The 18,454-nt window shown below is 63.9% G+C and carries 12 protein-coding genes and 1 pseudogene; 5 read left to right on the top strand and 8 right to left on the bottom strand.

Annotation, left to right across the window (positions count from 1 at the left end):
- Window positions 1-412: 412 nt before the first annotated feature.
- From POF53_RS21735 to POF53_RS21720, 4 genes are all read right to left on the bottom strand, one after another.
- Window positions 413-1,387, bottom strand: coding sequence for a PDR/VanB family oxidoreductase (locus POF53_RS21735; RefSeq protein ID WP_498969358.1), 975 nt, complete (start codon window positions 1,385-1,387; stop codon window positions 413-415).
- A 57-nt stretch (window positions 1,388-1,444) separates the two neighbouring features.
- The gene (locus POF53_RS21730; RefSeq protein WP_050706148.1) at window positions 1,445-2,566 is read right to left on the bottom strand and encodes an aromatic ring-hydroxylating oxygenase subunit alpha; all 1,122 of its coding nucleotides are present in this window, start codon (window positions 2,564-2,566) and stop codon (window positions 1,445-1,447) included.
- Window positions 2,567-2,775: 209 nt separating this feature from the next.
- Entirely contained in the window at window positions 2,776-4,374 is a 1,599-nt protein-coding gene (locus POF53_RS21725; protein ID WP_498969355.1) for a BCCT family transporter, read from the bottom strand.
- Window positions 4,375-4,638: 264 nt separating this feature from the next.
- Window positions 4,639-5,730 (bottom strand): tartrate dehydrogenase, encoded by a 1,092-nt coding sequence (locus POF53_RS21720; protein WP_498969353.1) that lies wholly within the window; start codon window positions 5,728-5,730, stop codon window positions 4,639-4,641.
- 94 nt (window positions 5,731-5,824) lie between these two features.
- Between POF53_RS21720 and POF53_RS21715 the strand changes: the two genes are divergently transcribed.
- Entirely contained in the window at window positions 5,825-6,736 is a 912-nt protein-coding gene (locus tag POF53_RS21715; protein ID WP_498969352.1) for a LysR substrate-binding domain-containing protein, read from the top strand.
- A gap of 60 nt (window positions 6,737-6,796) precedes the next feature.
- Here POF53_RS21715 and POF53_RS21710 read toward each other — a convergent pair whose 3' ends face one another.
- Entirely contained in the window at window positions 6,797-8,704 is a 1,908-nt protein-coding gene (locus tag POF53_RS21710; protein ID WP_498969350.1) for a hypothetical protein, read from the bottom strand.
- Between the two features lie 93 nt (window positions 8,705-8,797).
- The gene (locus POF53_RS21705; protein ID WP_498969348.1) at window positions 8,798-10,171 is read right to left on the bottom strand and encodes an MFS transporter; all 1,374 of its coding nucleotides are present in this window, start codon (window positions 10,169-10,171) and stop codon (window positions 8,798-8,800) included.
- Between the two features lie 505 nt (window positions 10,172-10,676).
- On the opposite strand from POF53_RS21705, the gene quiC reads away from it, so the two are divergent.
- A complete protein-coding gene (gene quiC / locus POF53_RS21700) occupies window positions 10,677-12,569 on the top strand; it encodes a 3-dehydroshikimate dehydratase QuiC (protein WP_498969346.1) in 1,893 nt (630 codons plus the stop codon).
- Window positions 12,570-12,780: 211 nt separating this feature from the next.
- Window positions 12,781-13,443, top strand: a complete 663-nt coding sequence (locus tag POF53_RS21695) for a TetR/AcrR family transcriptional regulator (protein WP_203647163.1) — start codon at window positions 12,781-12,783, stop codon at window positions 13,441-13,443.
- 48 nt (window positions 13,444-13,491) lie between these two features.
- Here the strand turns inward: POF53_RS21695 and POF53_RS21690 are convergent, their stop codons facing one another.
- Window positions 13,492-14,337: a shikimate dehydrogenase gene (locus tag POF53_RS21690; RefSeq protein WP_475858221.1), complete on the bottom strand. Its 846-nt coding sequence runs from the start codon at window positions 14,335-14,337 to the stop codon at window positions 13,492-13,494.
- Window positions 14,334-14,783, bottom strand: a complete 450-nt coding sequence (gene aroQ, locus POF53_RS21685) for a type II 3-dehydroquinate dehydratase (protein WP_232857433.1) — start codon at window positions 14,781-14,783, stop codon at window positions 14,334-14,336. Before aroQ ends, POF53_RS21690 begins: the two co-directional genes overlap by 4 nt.
- A 338-nt stretch (window positions 14,784-15,121) precedes the next feature.
- Here aroQ and mqo point away from each other — a divergent pair.
- Together mqo and POF53_RS21675 are read left to right on the top strand one after the other, a co-directional pair.
- A pseudogene (gene mqo, locus POF53_RS21680) lies at window positions 15,122-16,684 on the top strand (malate dehydrogenase (quinone)); the annotation flags it as partial.
- A 398-nt stretch (window positions 16,685-17,082) separates the two neighbouring features.
- The gene (locus POF53_RS21675) at window positions 17,083-18,228 is read left to right on the top strand and encodes a substrate-binding domain-containing protein (protein ID WP_203647159.1); all 1,146 of its coding nucleotides are present in this window, start codon (window positions 17,083-17,085) and stop codon (window positions 18,226-18,228) included.
- Window positions 18,229-18,454 lie beyond the last annotated feature (226 nt).

Genomic DNA, 18,454 nt, shown 5'->3' with positions numbered 1-18,454 from the left:
TGGCAAGCGCAGGCGCTGGCCGGTAGTGCCGCCAACGGCCGCATAGCGCAGGGGCAGGATGGTGAAGGTGCGCGTGCAATGGACGGCGGGCCCGCTGGCGAAGGGGGCCTCCAGGGCCTCGCAGGCTTGCCGATTGATTTCGAGCAATTTGTTGAAGTCGAACATCCGATGTCCTCAGCGAAGCTGTTCATGCAGGTGTGTTTGTACCGAGCCCGTGGCTGGCTGTTGCAGCCAGCCATGGGCGACGTTACGCAGACCTGAAACACTAGCGAGGAACGGATTGTGGGTGGTCGACAGTGCTTCCCAAATCCGCGTAGGACGTTTCTCTGATTTTCCTTTTCAGCGCTTATTGGCACTATTCAGTTACATCTCACCGGCGAATCCGCGCGGGCAGGCGATCCGCCGCCAAGGTTCAGAGATCCAGCACCAACCGCGCCGAGCGCGCCCGCGAGACGCACAGCATCATGGTCTGCTGCGAGGCTTTCTCCTCGTCGCTCAGGTACTGGTCGAAATGCTCGGCTTCGCCTTCGAGGATCGCCGTCTCGCAGGTGCCGCACACGCCTTCGCGGCACAGGCACTCGACCTTGGCGGCCTTGGATTTCTCGATGGCCTGGAGAATGGTCATGCCTTGCTCGACTTCCAGTTCGGTACCGGAGCGCGCCAGTACCACGGTGAACGCCGAGCCTGCGGTCGGCGCGGCGGCGGCGAACTGTTCCCAATGCACGCGGGACTCGGCGATGCCGGCGGCGGCGGCGCTGGCGATCACCGCGTCGATCAGCGGCTTGGGCCCGCACACATAGAGATGGGCGTCATCGGTGAGCCCCGCGCAGAGCGCGGCGAGGTCGAGCTTGCGCTCCAGGCTGTCGATATAGAAGCGGGTGTTGCCGGCATGCGGGCCTTGCGCCAGGTCGCCCTGGAAGGCGCCGTGCTCGGGGGCGCGGAAGGCGTAGTGCAGCTCATAGGGGGTGCTGCCGCCTTCGAGCTCGTGCAACTGCGCCAGGAACGGGGTGATGCCGATGCCGCCGGCGATCAGCACATGGCGCCCGGCGCTTGGGTCGAGGGCGAACAGGTTGTTGGGGGTGGAAATGGTCAGCTCGCTGCCCACCTCGACCTGCTGGTGCATGAACGCCGAACCGCCCTTGGACTGCTCCTCCAGGCGCACGCCGATCTGGTAGCTGTGCAACTGGCGCGGGTCGCTCATCAGCGAGTAGGCATTGCTGAACTGGCTGCCGCAGGCCGACTGCATCTGCACGATGACATGGCTGCCGCCGCTGAAGGCGGGCAGGGCGGCGCCGTCGGCGCGGGCCAGGGTGAAGCGCTTGATCTGCGGCGTGGCCTGTTCCACGTCGGTCACGCGCACCTTGAACATTTCGTATTGCTTGGCCATGGCGTACCTCGACAACGAAGCCCCGCGCCAGGCCCTGGCGCGGGGCGGGGAGCATGGTCAGTCGTCCAGGTGGGCGACGGCGATCAGGTTGTGGAAGTGGGCGATGCCGTGCTCGCTCACGCCGCTGCGCTGCGAATCGACCATGATCCGGCCCTGGCCGCGGTAGCCGCGGGACTTCAGGCCCTTCTGCACGCTCTCGACCAGGCGCAGGTCCTCGGGACGGAACACCTCGCGGTACCAGTCGATCAGCTTGTGCTGCTCCTCGCTGAGGTCCTTGTTGAGGAAGTAGATGTCGTAGTGCTGCAGGGTGGTTTCGGCATCGACCGGGAACTCGTAGATCACGGTCATGAAGTTGGCCCCTGGCGGTACGTTGAACATGGTGCACGGCCAGGCCCAGAAGCCGGCGAAGGACGGATCCTTGACCGTTTCATCGAACTTGAACGACTGCTCCGACGGCTTGGCCAGGCCGTACTGCAAGGTCCAGTTGCCGTGCAGGCTATGGCTGTACTGGCCGACGTCCACCGAATCGGAGAAGCCGGGGTGGGCCGGGGCGCAGTGGTAGCACTCGAGGTAGTTGTCGACGATCGACTTCCAGTTGGCCGGGGTGTCGCTGACGAAGCGCGCGGCCAGGTGCAGGTCGTCGATCACCGCGCAGGCCTCGCGCATGCGTTTTTGCATGCCGGGCAGCTGGTCTTCGACGGAACCTGCGTCGTTGTCCATGTTGATGAAGATGAAGCCGGCGTACTCTTCGACGCGCAGCTGCACCAGGGTGGAGTTGTCCTTGTCGAAGTTGGCCACGTTCTCGCAGTTGCGCGCGTGGGCCAGCTCGCCGTCGAGCTTGAAGGTCCAGGCGTGGTACGGGCAGGTGATGACGTTCTTGGCCTTGCCGCTGCCTTCGAGCAGCTGGTGGCCGCGGTGCGGGCAGACGTTGTAGAACGCGCGCAGCACGTCGTCGCGGCCACGCACGACGATGATGCTCTCACCGATCACCTGGCGGGTGATGTAGGCGTTTTTTTCGGCGACTTCGCTGCGGTGGCCGACGCAGATCCAGCTGCGGGCGAAGATCGCTTCCTTCTCGTGCTCGAAGACGGCGGCCTGGGTGTAGAACTTTGCCGGGAGGGTGAAGGCCTCTTCGGGGTTGGCGCAGAAGTCGGCGGGCAGGCGTTTGAAATCGTTCATGGCTCTATCTCGGTTCTTATTGGTTAACGCGTATCTGCTGGTTAACAAGTTGGGTAAATTTTTTTGTACTGCTGCGTGACGCTGCTTCCTGTAGGAGCGGCCTTGTGCCGCGAAAGGGCTGCGCAGCAGCCCCTGCAAATCCGAGGTAGACCCCAGATCCTGGGGGCCGCTTCGCGCCCCTTTCGCGGCACAAGGCCGCTCCTACATGGTCAGTGCACCGCCGCTGCGCTGCGCGGCGCCTGCTGCTGCGGCTCTTCGCCGGCCAGGCGGGTGGCCTCTTCCTCGATGCGGTACGCCGGCACCTGGCCGTAGTCGGCCGCCAGCCACTTGAAGAAGCCGTAGATCTTCACCAGCAGGATCACCATGAACGGGATCGCGGTGAGCACCACGGCGGTCTTCATGGTCGACAGCGAGGCCTTGGCGAACAGCATGGCCAGCGGCACCAGGGTCAGTACCACGCACCAGAACAGACGCAGGGTCGGGCTCGGGTCCTCGCCCTCGCGCAGGTTGCGGGTGCTGGTGGCGGCCACGGCGTAGGCGGCGGCGTCCATGTGCGAGGCGCAGAACACCGCCATGATGAACAGGTACGCGGCGAGGAACAGCGTGCCCCATGGCAGGGCCAGCAAGAGATCAGTCACCGCCGCTTCGCCACCGAGGGTGCCGAGCAGCTTGGGCACGTCGATCTGGCCGTTGATGAACTGGTGCATGCTGTAGCTTTCCAGCGCGCCGAAGAAGAACCAGCAACCGAAGCTGCCGCCCAGCAGCAGGGCGAACACCACTTCCTTGATCAGCCGGCCACGCGAGACGCGGGCGACGAACATGGCCACGCCCGGCGCGTAGGACACCCACCATAGCCAGTAGAACACCGTCCAGTTGCGGGTGAAGGCGCCATCGCCGGCCGGGTCGGTGAACAGGCTCATCTGCACGTAATGTTGCAGCATCAGGCCGATGGAATTGGCGGTGTTGTTCAGGGTGAACTGGGTCGGGCCGACCAGCAGGACGATGGCGGCGAACACCAGGGCGCCGATGCAGACCATCTTCGACAGGCGCTGCAGGCCGCCGTCGATGCCGATGTACGAACTCAGCGAGAACAGCAGCGCCACCGCGCCGATCACCAGCAGTTGCACGGTGAAGGTGTTGGGGGTGCCGGCCAGGTCGGCAAGGCCACGGGTCAGGGTCGAGGCGGTGAGCGCCAGCGACACGGTCAGTGCGCCCATCATGGTCAGCAGGAAGATCAGGTCGACGGTGCGCCCGACGGGGCCGGTGGCCTTGAAGCCGGTGACCGCCTCGATGATCGAGGCCAGGTTCAGGCCGCTCTTCTTGCGCACATGGAAGTGATAGGCCATGGCCAGCGAGGCCAGGGCGTAGATCGACCAGGCGCTGATGCCCCAGTGGAAGAACGAGTAGCTGACGCTGTACTCCAGGGCCTTGGCCGACATCGGCGCGATGTTCAGGCCCGGGGTCTGGTAGTAGTAGGCCCACTCCATCACGCCCCAGTACAGGGTCGAGGAACCCATGCCGGCGCAGATGAACATGAACACCCAGGTGGTGGTGGAGTACTCCGGCTTGCCGGCGCCCAGGCGGATGTTGCCGTACTTGCTGAAGGCCAGGTACAGCACGGCCAGGGAACTGCCGAACACCAGGACCTGGACGCTGGTGCCGAAGGTGCGGGTGGCCACCTCGAACAGCTGGTTGGCCAGGCTTTCGGCCTGGGCGGGGAAGGCAGCAAGGCCGATCACGGTGAGCAGCACGGCCAACAGGCTCACGGCGATCAGGAACACGTCGATCTTTTTGTTATTGGGGGACATCAATTGTCTCCTGGAGCATTTTTTTTGTAGTAGGCGTCAGGCGTTGGGGAAGTCCGTATCGAGGCTGGGTTTTCCTTTATGTTAACTGTCAGATAACAAGTATCTTTTGGTTTACAGATTCTGCATTGAATCGAAGTGGGTGGCAATAGGATCGTCGGACAATCCGGATGGTTGGTTTCACCCTTTTCGCGGGTAAACCCGCTCCCACAGGGTTTGCATCCATCCTGTGGGAGCGGGTTTACCCGCGAAGCAAGCGCCGCCGACTCAGGCCCCGAGCAGCTCGGCAATGGCCTTGCCCACGTCCTGGGTCGAGCGGCTGCCACCCATGTCGCGGGTGGTGTCGCCGTTGGCGATCACCGTCTCGATGGCCTTGAGGATGTCGTCGTGGGCCGCCTGGTAGCGAGCGTCGTTATCGGCCTGGCCGAGGAACTCGAGCATCAGCGCGCCGGACCAGATCATCGCGATCGGGTTGGCAATGTTCTGGCCATGGATGTCCGGCGCCGAACCGTGCACCGGCTCGAACAGCGACGGGAACTTGCGCTCGGGGTTGAGGTTGGCCGACGGCGCGATGCCGATGGTGCCGGCGCAGGCCGGGCCGAGGTCCGAGAGGATGTCGCCGAACAGGTTGGAGGCCACCACCACGTCGAAGCGCTCCGGCTGCAGCACGAAACGGGCGCAGAGAATGTCGATGTGCTGCTTGTCCCAACTGATCTCGGGGTAGTGGGCGGCCATGGCGGCGGTGCGCTCGTCCCAGTAGGGCATGCTCACGGCCATGCCGTTGGACTTGGTCGCCGAGGTGACGTGCTTGCGCTCGCGGGTCTGGGCCACGTCGAAGGCGTACTTGAGGATGCGGTCCACGCCACGGCGGGTGAACACCGACTCCTGCAGCACGAACTCGTTGTCGGTGCCTTCGAACATGCGCCCGCCCAGGGACGAATATTCACCTTCGGTGTTCTCGCGGATCACCACGAAGTCGATGTCGCCGGGCTGCTTGTTCGCCAGCGGGCAGGGCACGCCGGGGAACAGGCGCACCGGGCGGATGTTCACGTACTGGTCGAAATCGCGGCGGAATTTCAGCAGCGAACCCCACAGCGAGATATGGTCCGGGACCTTGTCCGGCCAGCCGACGGCGCCGAAGTACAGGGCGTCGAAGCCCTTGAGCTGGTCGAACCAGTCGTCGGGCATCATCTTGCCGTGGGCCAGGTAGTAGTCGCAGCTGGCCCACTCGAAGAACTCGAACTCAAGGTTCAGGCCGTGCTTGCGGGCGGCGGCCTCGACCACGCGCAGGCCCTCGGGGAGGACTTCGTTGCCGATGCCGTCACCGGGGATGGCGGCGATCTTGAAGGTCTTGGTCATGGGGCGCCTCTCGTGTTCAGGGAAGATGCGGCCATGCTATAAGGCTGTGCTTCGGAGATAATCCGGCAATCCATCAATTCTTGGTGCACGAATCGTGAATAATCTGCCGAACCTGGATGACCTCAATATCTTCCTGCAGGTGGCCCGTCGCGCCAGCTTTGCCGCGGTGGCCGACGAGCGCGGCATGTCGGCGGCGTTCGTCAGCAAGCGCATCCGCCTGCTGGAGGACAGCCTCGGCGTGCGCCTGCTGCACCGCACCACCCGGCGGGTGACGGTGAGCGAGGAGGGCGAGCGGGTGTACCAGTGGGCGCAGCAGATCTTCGAGACCCTGCAACGCATGGGCGACGACCTCAACGCCAGCCAGCGCGAGCCGGTCGGGCAATTGCGTATCGCCAGCAGCCTTGGCCTGGGCCGACGCTTCGTGGCGCCGGCGCTGTCGGAACTGGCGGCGCGCTATCCGCGCCTGGACATCCGCCTGGATGTGCACGACCGCCTGGTGGACTTGATCGCCGAAGGCGTCGACCTGGATATCCGCGTGGGTAACGTGATCGCCCCGCACCTGATCGCCAAGCCCCTGGCGCGCAACCGTCGGGTGTTGTGCGCGGCGCCTGCGTACCTGGCCGAGCATGGCACGCCGCGGGTGCTGGCGGACCTGGCCAGCCATGACTGCCTGGTGATCAAGGAGCGTGACCACCCGTTCGGGCTATGGCACCTGGAAGGGCCGCAGGGCGAGGAGAGCGTGCGGGTGACCGGCGGGCTGTCGAGCAACCATGGCGAGGTGGCGCACCAGTGGTGCCTGGACGGGCGTGGCATCCTGCTGCGCTCGTGGTGGGACGTGCACGACAGCATCGCCGAGGGGCGGCTGGTGCAGGTGCTGCCGCACTACCAGCAGGCGGCGGACATCTGGGCGGTGTACACCGCGCCCTTGGCCGGCTCGGCCAAGGTGCGGGTGGCGGTGGAGTTCTTTCGGCAGTATTTTACCGAGCGGTATCGGTTGCCTGATTGAAGGCAGGGAGCCGTGTAGCGACCCCACCGCCTTCAATGACTTGGCGGGTTCGAACTCTGTTTAATTGGGTGGAGAATTGTTGAACCTGAAGCGATGAACATTACCGTTCATGGCACCGCCTGTCTGAGTCCTCTCGATAGTGGCTGGAATACCGTTGGGGGAATCGAAGTCGGCTATCCCGAATTTACCGTATAGCTGACCTTTGAAATTCAATGTCCGGCTACGGTCTTCGTTATAGAACGTCCAATAGCTAGTGGGGGGGCTGCCTGCTGAATGCGAGAAGATTCGCGCTGAACGTGCCTTGCCGCCCGCGTCGTGAGGGCAGCCTACTTCTTCAGTGATCAGGTATTCGGCAAAGGTAGTGCTAAAGCCACACATCGGGCTTTTGAAGTTTTTCTCAGCAAACAGCAGGACAGCATTACCTCCATGCAGGGCATCTACAACGGCGCCATTCAGTGCTCCGCCTTTCTGCTCACGAATGTAGCCTGCGGGTACATCTTTTGAGTCGTCAATATTCTTGACCTCGACATCATCTGCACCGTCGGCGGTTCTCGTGTAGCACACATGACGTTCTCCTGGTCCGTCATAGAGGCAAAGGCGCTGTGCGATGCCGATATTGGTCAGCCAGAAGGACCGCACAGGTTGCTCATTGCACGCGCTGGAAATATTCACTGGTTGCCCGGAACGAATCTGAAGGTAGCATTTCTCTCCCTGGGAGTCCGTTTGTTCATATAACGACAGACTGAGTGCATTGAGCGGGCCGTAGAAACTGCTCACATACTCGGCCCTCTTGTCCTCAATGAACTGCGCCATGTCATGCAGCGCGTCACCCATGGGCTTGCCCTGATATTCCACCCTGGGGTTGGAGAAGTTGGGCAGGGCGCCGTGGGCGGTGACCATCTGGGTATGGAACTCGGGGGCGGTCTCGCGTTTGTAGCCATGGTTGAGTGGATTGGTAGGCGCGGGGTCCCAGCCAACGGTGCCACCATAGTTCTGGCCAAGTACATGGGCCAGTGACGAAGGGCAACTGATGGCGCTGTACGCGGTCTCCTTGGTCGACCAGCTGTATGCGACCCCACAGGACTCGGTGAAGGTGCCATACAGCGAGACCAGGTGTGCGCCCAGCGCGCTGCGGTATTTCCAGACCATCTTGCCCAGCTCGGTGTCCTTGCTTTTCAGCTCGTTCAGGTCACTACCGTCGCCTTCGTAGTTGGAGTCGTAGATAGCGGCAAGGTAATAGATGACTTTGATCTTGCTATTGACGAAGTACTGGTTGGCATCCTGCAAGGCACCAATCAATTCTTCCTTATAGTTTGGCTTACTCTCGCGAACGGGCTTGGTTGATACCAGCAGCACATTTATCTCGTAGAAGTCAGGCCGTTTGGCGTTGTCGGACGGGGTGATCTTGTCAGTGGCGTCTGTGTCCCGTAACGGCCTGGCTTCCGCAGGCAGTTTCGACTCATCCACCTTGATCAGTGCGTGCTGGCCAGGGCCTATGTAGTCAAGACGATAGAGCTGCCCATCGACGATCAGCCTACCGACGACCTTGTCCTGCTGGCGTACAAGGGAAAGATAGTATCGCGGATCGTAATCGATTTCGTTCTTCGCTTGGCTGGCGTGTTTTTTCTTCCACTCGGAGGCCTTGTAACCTACCCAACTGTCAAATCCGCTGGCCAGGGGCTTGGAGGGGCGCAAGTGGAACTCTACGGTTTTGCCATCAGGTGTCGAGACGGCGATAGCCTGAGTCTGTGGATTGACCAACTTCGCATCCACCTTGACCAGCTTGATCTCGACGTTGGCAGGTTCAGCTAACAACCTGGCCAGGTAACCTGTCGCGGTCTTCTTCAACTGGGCGGTATCCTGCCCGGTTTCTACAGTAAACAGTGGCGTGGCCGCTTGCGCGGAAATTACCGTGACCATCGCCAGTAATACCCCCGCCCACGCTGTTTTCCAATTGCGCACTTTCATCGGATTGCTCCTGTGGTTTAACCCTCGTCCACAGCAGAGCAGTTTGTGAAATACCAGTCACCTGGCAATAATGTCAGGTGACTGGCCGGGCCCTCAGTGGCTCATCACTTTCGCGGTGGCCTTGCGGCCGGATTCATAGACCTCGCGATCCATCGGCCGCGCCTGTGGGTTGCCCAGGTCTTCCATGGCCAGTCGATGGGTCTCCGGCGCCAGGTACGCGGCGAACGCGCACACGCAGGTGACCAGGAACGCCAGCCCGCCGACCACCAGCCAGATATGCTCCGAACCTGGTGGCGCCACAGCGGCGAACAGCGCCGGCAGCATGGCGGTGATCATGGTGCCGATGTTCTGCGCGATGGCCATGGCAGAGACGCGGTAGCGGGTGTGGAACAGCTCCGGGTAGAAGCTTGGGAACACCGCGTTGTAACCCTGGTAGACCATGCCCCACATGAGAATCGAAGCGGCGAAGGCCAGCGGCACGTTCTGGATGCTGATCGCATACAGGTAGGCGAAGGCCAGCAGGCCCGAGCCCAGGCAGCCGGCGATCATGGTCGGGCGACGGCCGATCCGGTCGGACAGGTTGCCGACGAAGGGGATCACCAGCACCGCGACGATGTTGCCCACCACCGGGATCCACAGGTACACGCTCTTGTCGAAGCCGATGCCGTAGGCCGGCTGCACCGCGTAGGCCGCGCCGAAGATGGTGGCGACCACCGGAATCACGTTCATCAGCGCCATGAACATCACCAGCACCATGTGCTTCCAGCTGTGGCGGAAGGCTTCGCCGATCGGCGACTTGGCGACCTTGTCCTGTTTCTCCTCCTGGACGAAAGCCGGGGTCTCGTGCACTTCCTTGCGGATGATGAAACCGGCGATCAGCACTACCGCGCTCATCAGGAACGGGATGCGCCAGCCCCACTCGTTGAAGGCCTCGCTGGGCATGAAGTAGGCCAGCGGCAGGAACACCGCCGCCGCCATCACCTGGCCGGCCTGCACGCCTTGCAGGGTGTAGCTGGCGTAGTAGCCGCGGCGGCCGAACGGCGCGTGCTCCATGATCATCGAGCTGGCTCCGGAGATTTCGCCGGCCACGGCGAAGCCCTGGACCAGGCGCAGCACCACCAGCAGCGCCGGGGCCAGCAGGCCGATGTCGTGGTAGGTGGGCAGCAGGCCCACGGCCATGGTCGACAGGCCCATCAGGAACATGCACAGCAGCAGCACGTTCTTGCGCCCGCGAGTGTCGCCCCAGTGGCCGAGCACGCAGGCGCCGATCGGGCGCGCCAGGTAACCCACGCCGTAGGTGGCCAGCGAGGCGATGATGGCCATCTTCGGGTCGGTGGAGGGGAAGAAGATCTGCGGGAAGATCAGCGCTGCGGCCTGGGCATAGATGAAGAAGTCGTAGTACTCGAGGGCAGAGCCGATCCATCCGCTGGCGGTGGCTTTCTTGGCTTGGGAGCTTGAGCGGGCCATGTTGTCTCCGTTGTTCTTGTCAGGGGCCGGATGGTCAGCGCGCGCGGGGCACGGCAACGGGGCTGTAGGGAGAAGACGAACGCGGCGGCGCGGATCGCAGGGCGAGCAAGGTATGCATAGGTCGGTACCCGTTTTCTTGAACTTATTATGTGGTGACGTTGGGCGTTGCAGCGCGGGGCCCGCCGAACGACCGGCGTGGCAGCGAGAAGGGCCGGCGGGGCCTGCGACTGGTGTTCATGGTTGTTCACGGGGGTGGGTGAATCAATTCGCTGGAACGGGTTTTGTTCGGTAATCGAACGAAAACTAACTGTTTCGTACAAAGTGCGTTGCCGGGGCGACTTTACCTGCGAATAATCGATCGTGCCAGACAGATGCTGTCGGGACTGGCCCTTTCGCGGGGCAAGCCCGCTCCTACAGGGAACAACGCAACACCTGTGGGAGCGGGCTTGCCCCGCGATAGGGCCGGACCTGCCCAGGCCTCCCTCAATAACAAGGAACACCCGCCATGCACCGTTCGATCGCCACCGTTTCCTTGAGCGGCACCCTGCCGGAAAAACTCGAAGCCATCGCCGCCGCGGGGTTCGACGGCGTCGAGATCTTCGAGAACGACCTGCTGTACTACGCCGGCAGCCCCCGCGAGATCCGCCAGCTGTGCGCGGACCTGGGGTTGGCGATCACCCTGTTCCAGCCGTTTCGCGACTTTGAAGGCTGCCGCCGCGACCGCCTGCACAAGAACCTCGACCGCGCCGAGCGCAAGTTCGACCTGATGCAGGAGCTGGGCACCGACCTGGTGCTGGTGTGCAGCAACGTCCAGCCCGACGCCCTGGGTGATGAGCAACTGCTGGTGGACGACCTGCGCCTGCTTGCCGAACATGCCGGTGACCGCGGCCTGCGCATCGGCTACGAGGCCTTGGCCTGGGGCCGCCACGTCAACACCTGGCAGCAGGTGTGGAACCTGGTGCGCCAGGCCGATCATCCGGCGCTGGGGGTGATCCTCGACAGCTTCCACACCTTGTCGATCAAGGGCGACCCCAGCGGTATGCGCGATATTCCCGGCGAGAAGATCTTCTTCGTGCAGATGGCCGACGCACCGATCCTGGCCATGGATGTACTGGAGTGGAGTCGACATTTCCGCTGCTTCCCGGGGCAGGGCGAGATGGACCTGGCGGGTTTCCTCGCGCCGATTCTGGCCACCGGCTATCGCGGTCCGCTGTCGCTGGAGATCTTCAACGACGGTTTCCGTGCGGCACCGCCCCGGCAGAATGCCGCCGACGGATTGCGTTCGCTGCTGTATCTGGAGGAGAAGACTCGCCTTCAGCTGGAACGTGAGGCGCGGGCTGCCGAGCCTGGCGTGCTGTTCGCGCCGCCGCCCGCGAGCCGCTACGACGGTGTGGAGTTCCTTGAATTCGCCGTCGACGAGGCGGTAGGCGCGCGCCTGGGTGTGTGGCTCAAGCGCCTGGGCTTCGCCGAGGTCGGCGAACACCGCAGCAAGGCGGTGCGCCTGCTGCGCCAGGGCGATATCAATATCGTGCTCAACGCCGAGCCTTACTCGTTCGCCCACAACTTCTTCGAGGCCCATGGCCCGTCGTTGTGTGCCACGGCCCTGCGGGTGAACGACGGCCAGGCCGCGCTGCGGCGCGCCACCGCCTACCGTGGCCAGCCGTTCCGTGGCCTGGTCGGCCCCAATGAGCGCGAGATCCCGGCGGTGCGCGCCCCCGACGGCAGTCTGTTGTACCTGGTAGAGCCGGACAGCGATGGCCCGACCCTCTACGACACCGACTTCCACCTGGACCGGAACGCCCGGGCCAGCGGCGGGCTCAAGCGCATCGACCACATGGCCCTGGCGCTGCCGGCCGAGGCGCTGGACAGCTGGGTGCTGTTCTACAAGAGCCTGTTCGATTTCACCGCCGACGACGAGGTGGTGCTGCCCGACCCCTATGGCCTGGTCAAGAGCCGTGCCCTGCGCAGTCAGTGCGGCAGCCTGCGCCTGCCGTTGAACATCTCGGAGAACCGCAACACCGCCATCGCCCATGCCCTGGACAGTTATCGCGGCTCGGGCGTGCACCATGTCGCCTTCGACTGCGACGATATCTTCCGCGAGGTGGCCCGGGCCAAGGAGGCCGGCGTGCCGTTGCTGGAGATCCCGCTGAACTACTACGACGACCTGGCGGCGCGCTTCGACTTCGATGACGAGTTCCTCAGCGAGCTGGCGTACTACAACGTGCTGTACGACCGCGATGCCCAGGGCGGCGAGCTGTTCCATGTGTACACCGAACCGTTCGAGGGGCGCTTCTTCTTCGAGATCCTGCAGCGCAAGGGCGGTTACGCCGGGTATGGCGCGGCCAATGTGGCGGTGCGCCTGGCGGCGATGGCCAAGGCGCGCAAGTCGGTGCTGTAGCTGTAGGAGCGGCCTTGTGCCGCGAATGGGCTGCGTAGCAGCCCCAGGATTTCAGCGTTCAAGCACGGATCGCCGGGGCCGCTTTGCGGCCCTTTCGCGGCACAAGGCCGCTCCTACAGGGACCGCGCACTCTCGACCAACACCACGCTTCCCTGCACCGCCCGGCTCACGGATAATCGCCCGGATTCCTATAACGAGCCTGTGAGTCGGTATGAGTGATTCGGTAGCCAAGCCTGAAGTCGAAGGGCTGCGCAGATCGCGCAAGAACAACCCGGAAAAGACCCGCGAGAACATTCTCCAGGCCGCCATCACCGAGTTTGTCCAGCAGGGCCTGGCCGGCGCCCGGGTCGACGCCATCGCCGAGCGCACCGCCACCTCCAAGCGCATGATCTACTACTACTTCGGCAGCAAGGAGCAGCTCTACGTCGAATGCCTGGTCAAGCTCTACGGCGACATCCGCAAGACCGAGCACAGCCTGGACCTCGACTCGCTTGCGCCCGAGCAGGCGATCCAGCGCCTGGTGGAGTTCACCTTCGACCACCACGCCAACAACGTCGACTTCGTGCGCATCGTCTGCACCGAGAACATCCATTACGGCGAGTACGTCAAGCAGTCGCCGGTGATCCGCGAAATGAGCAGCATGGTGCTCGATGCGCTGGGCAAGATCCTCGCCCGTGGCGTGGAGCAGGGCGTGTTCCGCCCGGGGATCGAGGTGATCGACCTGCACATGCTGATGAGCTCGTTCTGCTTCTATCGGGTATCGAATCGCCATACCTTCGGCGATATCTTCCAGATCGACCTGGCCGACGAACAGGTCAAGCAGCGTCACAAGCAGGTGATCTGCGAAGCGGTGATGCGCTACATCAAGGCCTGACGGGCGATCGCGGGCAAGTCGACAGGCCCGCGATGGACCTCCTGGTGGTCAGAAGCTGGCGAAGTGCGCCTGCATGCGCTCGGCATCGGCCGGGCGTCCGCTGAACAGCTCGAACGCCTTGACCGCCTGGAACACCGCCATGGTGCCGCCATCCAGGGTGCGGCAGCCCAAGGCGCGGGCATGGCGCAACAGCTCGGTCTGCAGGGGGAAGTAGATGATTTCCGCCACCCATAGTCGAGGGTGCAGCAGTGCGGGCGGCAACGGGGTGCCGGGTAGCTTGGCCATGCCCACGGGCGTGGTGTTGACCAGGCCATCGGCGTCGGCCACCGCGCCAGACAGGTCTTCGCCGAGCACGGCACGACCGGCGCCGAAACGCTCAGTGAGATTGTCCACCAGTGCCTGGGCACGGGCCCGGTCCACCTCGAACAGCTGCAAGCGCTCGACGCCTTCGGCCAGCAGCGCATGGGCCACTGCCGCGCCGGCGCCGCCAGCACCCATCTGTACGACGCGTTGCCGCGCGACCCCAGGCAGGCCGCGTCGCAAGCCCTCGGCGAAACCCAGGCAGTCGGTGTTGTGGCCCACCCGCCGGCCATCGCGCAGTACCACGGTGTTCACCGCGCCAATGCCACGGGCTTCGTCCGACAGCTCGTCGAGCAACGGCAGGATCGCCTGCTTGAACGGGAAGGTGATGTTGAGCCCGGTGAAGCCGGTGCGTTCGGCGGCATCGAGCAGCGCGGGCAGGGCGCTGTCGTCCAGGCCCAGCTGGTCGGCGTCGATCAGCCGGTACAGGTAGCGCAGCGCCTGGGCGTCGCCTTCATGCTCGTGCAGCGCCGGGGTGCGCGAGGCCTGGATGCCACGGCCGATGAGGCCGGCGAGGATACCCGCGCCGTTCATGCCGCGTGCTCGCGCAGGTATTTGCTGAAGTAGCCCAGGGCCATGCAATAGCCCTGGCTGCCGAGGCCGCAGATCACCCCCACGGCGATGCTGGAGACGAACGACAGATGGCGGAACGGCTCGCGCTTGTGCACGTTGGACAGGTGCACCTCGATCACCGGCAGTTCGCTGGCCACCAGGGCGTCGCGGATGGCCACCGAGGTGTGGGTCCAGGCGGCGGGGTTGATCAGGATGCCGTGGCAGCGGCCACGGGCGGCATGGATCCAGTCGAGCAGCTCGCCTTCGTGGTTGGTCTGGCGAAACTCCAGTTCCAGGCCCAGCTCGGCGGCGCTGGCGGCGCACAGACGGGCCAGGTCGGCAAGGGTTTCGTGGCCGTACTGGGCGGGTTCGCGGGTGCCCAGCAGGTTGAGGTTGGGGCCGTTGAGCACGAGGATTCGAGGTGTCATGACGGGGCATCGCTTTGTTGTTTTTGGATGTTTCGATAATTGTACTATCTGGTTAGTTTGGTCAAATGATTGGCTGTATAAAGCGGGCGATTATCGGCTGCCTGTACCGGCCCTATCGCGGCACAAGGCCGCTCCTACAGGCGACCGCGCCCCCCCTGTAGGAGCGGCCTTGTGCCGCGAAAGGGCTGCAAAGCAGCCCCGGCAAGTCCAAGCCGGACGTCAATACCTTAAAAGTGCTGGGTTTAAAGGCGACAACAAGCATCCTGACCATGCCCGAGCAAATCAGTCGGCTAAGCTTGATTCCGCAGACGCACGGAACGACCAACACGGGAGAGCACATGAACATCAGCAAAACGCCCAGGTGGGCAGTCGCGGCACTGGTCCTGGCCCTGGGCCTTCACGCCCACGCCGCCGAAGGCAAGCGGGTCGATGTGCTGCTGGTGGGCGGCGGCATCATGAGTTCCACGCTGGCGGTCTGGCTCAACGAGCTGGAGCCGGGCTGGTCGATGGAGATGGTCGAGCGCCTGGACAAGGTCGCCGAGGAAAGCTCCAACGGCTGGAACAACGCCGGTACCGGCCACTCGGCGCTGGCCGAACTCAACTACACCCCGGAGAAGGACGGCAAGATCGACATCAGCAAGGCGGTGGAGATCAACGAGTCGTTTCAGGTCACCCGCCAGTTCCTCGCCTGGCAAGTGAAGCAGGGGGTGCTGAAGAATCCGCGCTCGTTCATCAACACCACACCGCACATGAGCTTCGTCTGGGGCGACGACAACATCCGCTTCCTCAAGAAGCGCTACGAGGCGCTGCAGGCCAGCCCATTGTTCAAACCCATGCAGTATTCCGAGGACCATGCGCAGATCGCCAAGTGGGTGCCGCTGATGATGGAGGGGCGCGACCCGAACCAGAAGCTCGCCGTCACCTGGACGCCCATCGGCACCGACGTCAACTTCGGCGAGATCACCCGCCAGTACGTCGGCTACCTGCAGACCCGGCCCAACTTCGACCTCAAGCTGTCCAGCGAGGTGCAGGACATCACCCGCAACGACGACGGCAGTTGGCACGTCGAGTACAAGAACCTCAAGGACGGCAGCACCTCGACCACCGACGCCAAATTCCTGTTCATCGGCGCCGGCGGCGCGGCACTGCCGTTGCTGCAGAAGTCCGGCATCGACGAGGCCAAGGACTATGCCGGCTTCCCGGTGGGCGGCTCGTTCCTGGTCACCGACAACCCGGCCATCGCCCAGCGCCACATGGCCAAGGCCTACGGCATCGCCGCGACCGGCGCACCGCCGATGTCGGTGCCGCACCTGGACACCCGGGTGCTCGACGGCAAGCGTATGATCCTGTTCGGGCCGTTCGCCACCTTCTCCACCAAGTTCCTCAAGGAAGGTTCGCTGCTCGACCTGTTCGCCAGCATGTCGTTGCACAACACCTGGCCGATGGTGCGGGTCGGGGTGCGCGAGTTCGACCTGGTGCAGTACCTGATCGGCCAGCTGATGCAGTCCGACGATGACCGCTTCGCCGCGCTGCAGACCTACTTCCCCGAGGCGAAGAAGGCCGACTGGCGCCTGTGGCAGGCCGGCCAGCGGGTGCAGATCATCAAGAAGGACGAGAACCAGGGCGGGGTGCTGAAGCTGGGCACCGAAGTGGTGACATCCAAGGATGGCAGCATCGCCGGGCTGCTCGGTGCCTCGCCGGGCGCCTCGACCGCGCCGCCGATCATGCTCGACCTGCTGAACAAGGTGTTCAAGGACAAGGTGGCCACGCCCGAGTGGCAGGCGAAGATCAAGCAGATCATTCCGTCCTACGGCATCCGCCTGAACGAGCACCCGGACAAGGTCCAGCAAGAGTGGGCCTACACCAGCGAGATCCTGCAACTGGCGACGCCCAGTGAGGTTGCCGCGCCCTAAGTGATCGCTCCCGCAGCCGGGCGCTGCGGGAGCGGGTTCCCCCCAACATGAGCCACCGGCCACTGTGAAGTGGTCGCACTGGCAAAATCTTTTTTCTCACCTGCTACAAACTCCCGAGTGCCTGATCCGCCATCCTCCTGATCGATCCCTCCGGTACCGTTTGCCCTGTTCACTGTCTGCCCAGCCGCGAGCGCAAAAAACGCCCCCCGACACCCGAGCTTTTCCCCGCCGAACTCCCGATGTTTTTTCCTCTGCCTGTCACCACAAGCTGCGAATGTTGCCTCCGTGGACAGGCCGCCAGCCCCTCTGGATCAGGGTATGCAGCCTGTGGCCACAGCAATGCGCGACCCACTCAACGTACGAACACGACGATAGGAGATTGCTTCATGTTTAAGCGTACTGTGATCGCCGCCTCCCTGGTGGCTGCTACCCTGGCTTCGGCCCAATCCATGGCTGCTGTTGTCGGTGGCGGCGCCACCCTGCCTGAGCCGCTGTACAACGGCAACGCCACCTGGGAAGGCATCCTGCCAAGCGGCTTCAGCTACACCGGCGTGGGCAGCGGCGGTGGCAAGACCGCTTTCCTGACCAACGCCCCTGCGTCGATCAACCAGCCGGCCGGCACCAACGTCGACTTCGCCGGTTCCGACTCGGTGCTCAGCGCCAGCGAACTGTCGACCTACGACACCAACCGCGCCGCGACTTGGGGCAAACTGATCCAGATCCCGGCCGTCGGCACCACCGTCACCATCCCTTACCACCGCAATGGTGTCAGCGATCTGCAGGTCAACGCTTCGCAGCTGTGCGGCGTGTTCTCCGGCAGCATCTCCACCTGGGGCCAACTGCTCGGCACCGCCGACACCACCCCGATCAAGGTGATCTACCGCAACGGCAGCAGCGGCACCACCGAGCTGCTGGCGCGCTTCCTCAACGACAGCTGCCCGACCGCCTTCTCGGTCAGCAGCACGTTCACCAGCGCCAACGTCGGCACCGAGCCGAGCACCTGGCAGGGCGTGGCCGGCAGCGCTGACGTGATCAATGCGGTCAATGCCACCGACGGCGCCATCGGCTACGTCAGCCCTGACTTCGTCGATACCGCCAACAACGCCCAGGTGGCCCGTGTCAGCAAGCTGGCCAGCGGCACCGCCGTACTGCCGACCGTCGACAACGCCCAGGCCGCCCTGGCCAGCGCCACCGCCCCGACCGCCAACCGCGCCAACCCGGCCAGCTGGGCTGTCACCTTCGGCCGTGGCGCCAGCGACAAGCCGGTCCCAACCACTGGCTACCCGATCGTCGGCTACACCAACCTGCTGGTTGGCCAGTGCTACAAGGACGCCGCCGACGCCACCGCTGTTCGTGGCTTCCTCAACGACCTGTACAGCGGCAACCACGACCTGGCCATCGGTATCCACTCCTTCGTGCCGGTTCCGGTCGCCTTCGCCGATGAAATCAAGAAGGCCTTCCTGACCAACGCAGGCAACGAAGGCCTGGATATCGCCAACACCAACGTGTGCAACGGTATCGGTCGCTCGTAACAGGCAAAACCCCGGTGGCCCGCGTCCTCGGACGTGGGCATGGGCCCTGGCGGCACCCGTGGGTGACGCCGGGGCTTTTTTCATTTTGCGTCGACCTGGCAGCACGAGCACCGGCATTGCGCCGGGTGCAGGCGTTCGCCATACCCCAGCCCCATGAACTTTGCATGACAAAGCTTCGGTCCCCCGGTCGCCGGAGCGCCTTATGGCAAAGCGGCATCACGACCGC

Source organism: Mitsuaria sp. RG (assembly GCF_028369275.1).
Taxonomy (GTDB): Bacteria; Pseudomonadota; Gammaproteobacteria; order Pseudomonadales; family Pseudomonadaceae; genus Aquipseudomonas; species Aquipseudomonas peradeniyensis.
The sequence above is the reverse complement of the archived record's forward strand: the minus strand, read 5'-3'. Positions and strand labels throughout refer to the sequence as shown.

Excerpts from the sequence above, each read along its gene's own strand:
- POF53_RS21675 (WP_203647159.1), top strand. The coding sequence starts at position 17,083 with ATGTTTAAGCGTACTGTGATCGCCGCCTCCCTGGTGGCTGCTACCCTG.
- POF53_RS21710 (WP_498969350.1), bottom strand. The coding sequence starts at position 8,704 with ATGAAAGTGCGCAATTGGAAAACAGCGTGGGCGGGGGTATTACTGGCG.
- quiC (WP_498969346.1), top strand. The coding sequence starts at position 10,677 with ATGCACCGTTCGATCGCCACCGTTTCCTTGAGCGGCACCCTGCCGGAA.
- POF53_RS21690 (WP_475858221.1), bottom strand. The coding sequence starts at position 14,337 with ATGAACGGCGCGGGTATCCTCGCCGGCCTCATCGGCCGTGGCATCCAG.
- aroQ (WP_232857433.1), bottom strand. The coding sequence starts at position 14,783 with ATGACACCTCGAATCCTCGTGCTCAACGGCCCCAACCTCAACCTGCTG.
- POF53_RS21730 (WP_050706148.1), bottom strand. The coding sequence starts at position 2,566 with ATGAACGATTTCAAACGCCTGCCCGCCGACTTCTGCGCCAACCCCGAA.
- POF53_RS21720 (WP_498969353.1), bottom strand. The coding sequence starts at position 5,730 with ATGACCAAGACCTTCAAGATCGCCGCCATCCCCGGTGACGGCATCGGC.
- POF53_RS21735 (WP_498969358.1), bottom strand. The coding sequence starts at position 1,387 with ATGGCCAAGCAATACGAAATGTTCAAGGTGCGCGTGACCGACGTGGAA.
- POF53_RS21695 (WP_203647163.1), top strand. The coding sequence starts at position 12,781 with ATGAGTGATTCGGTAGCCAAGCCTGAAGTCGAAGGGCTGCGCAGATCG.
- POF53_RS21725 (WP_498969355.1), bottom strand. The coding sequence starts at position 4,374 with ATGTCCCCCAATAACAAAAAGATCGACGTGTTCCTGATCGCCGTGAGC.
- POF53_RS21705 (WP_498969348.1), bottom strand. The coding sequence starts at position 10,171 with ATGGCCCGCTCAAGCTCCCAAGCCAAGAAAGCCACCGCCAGCGGATGG.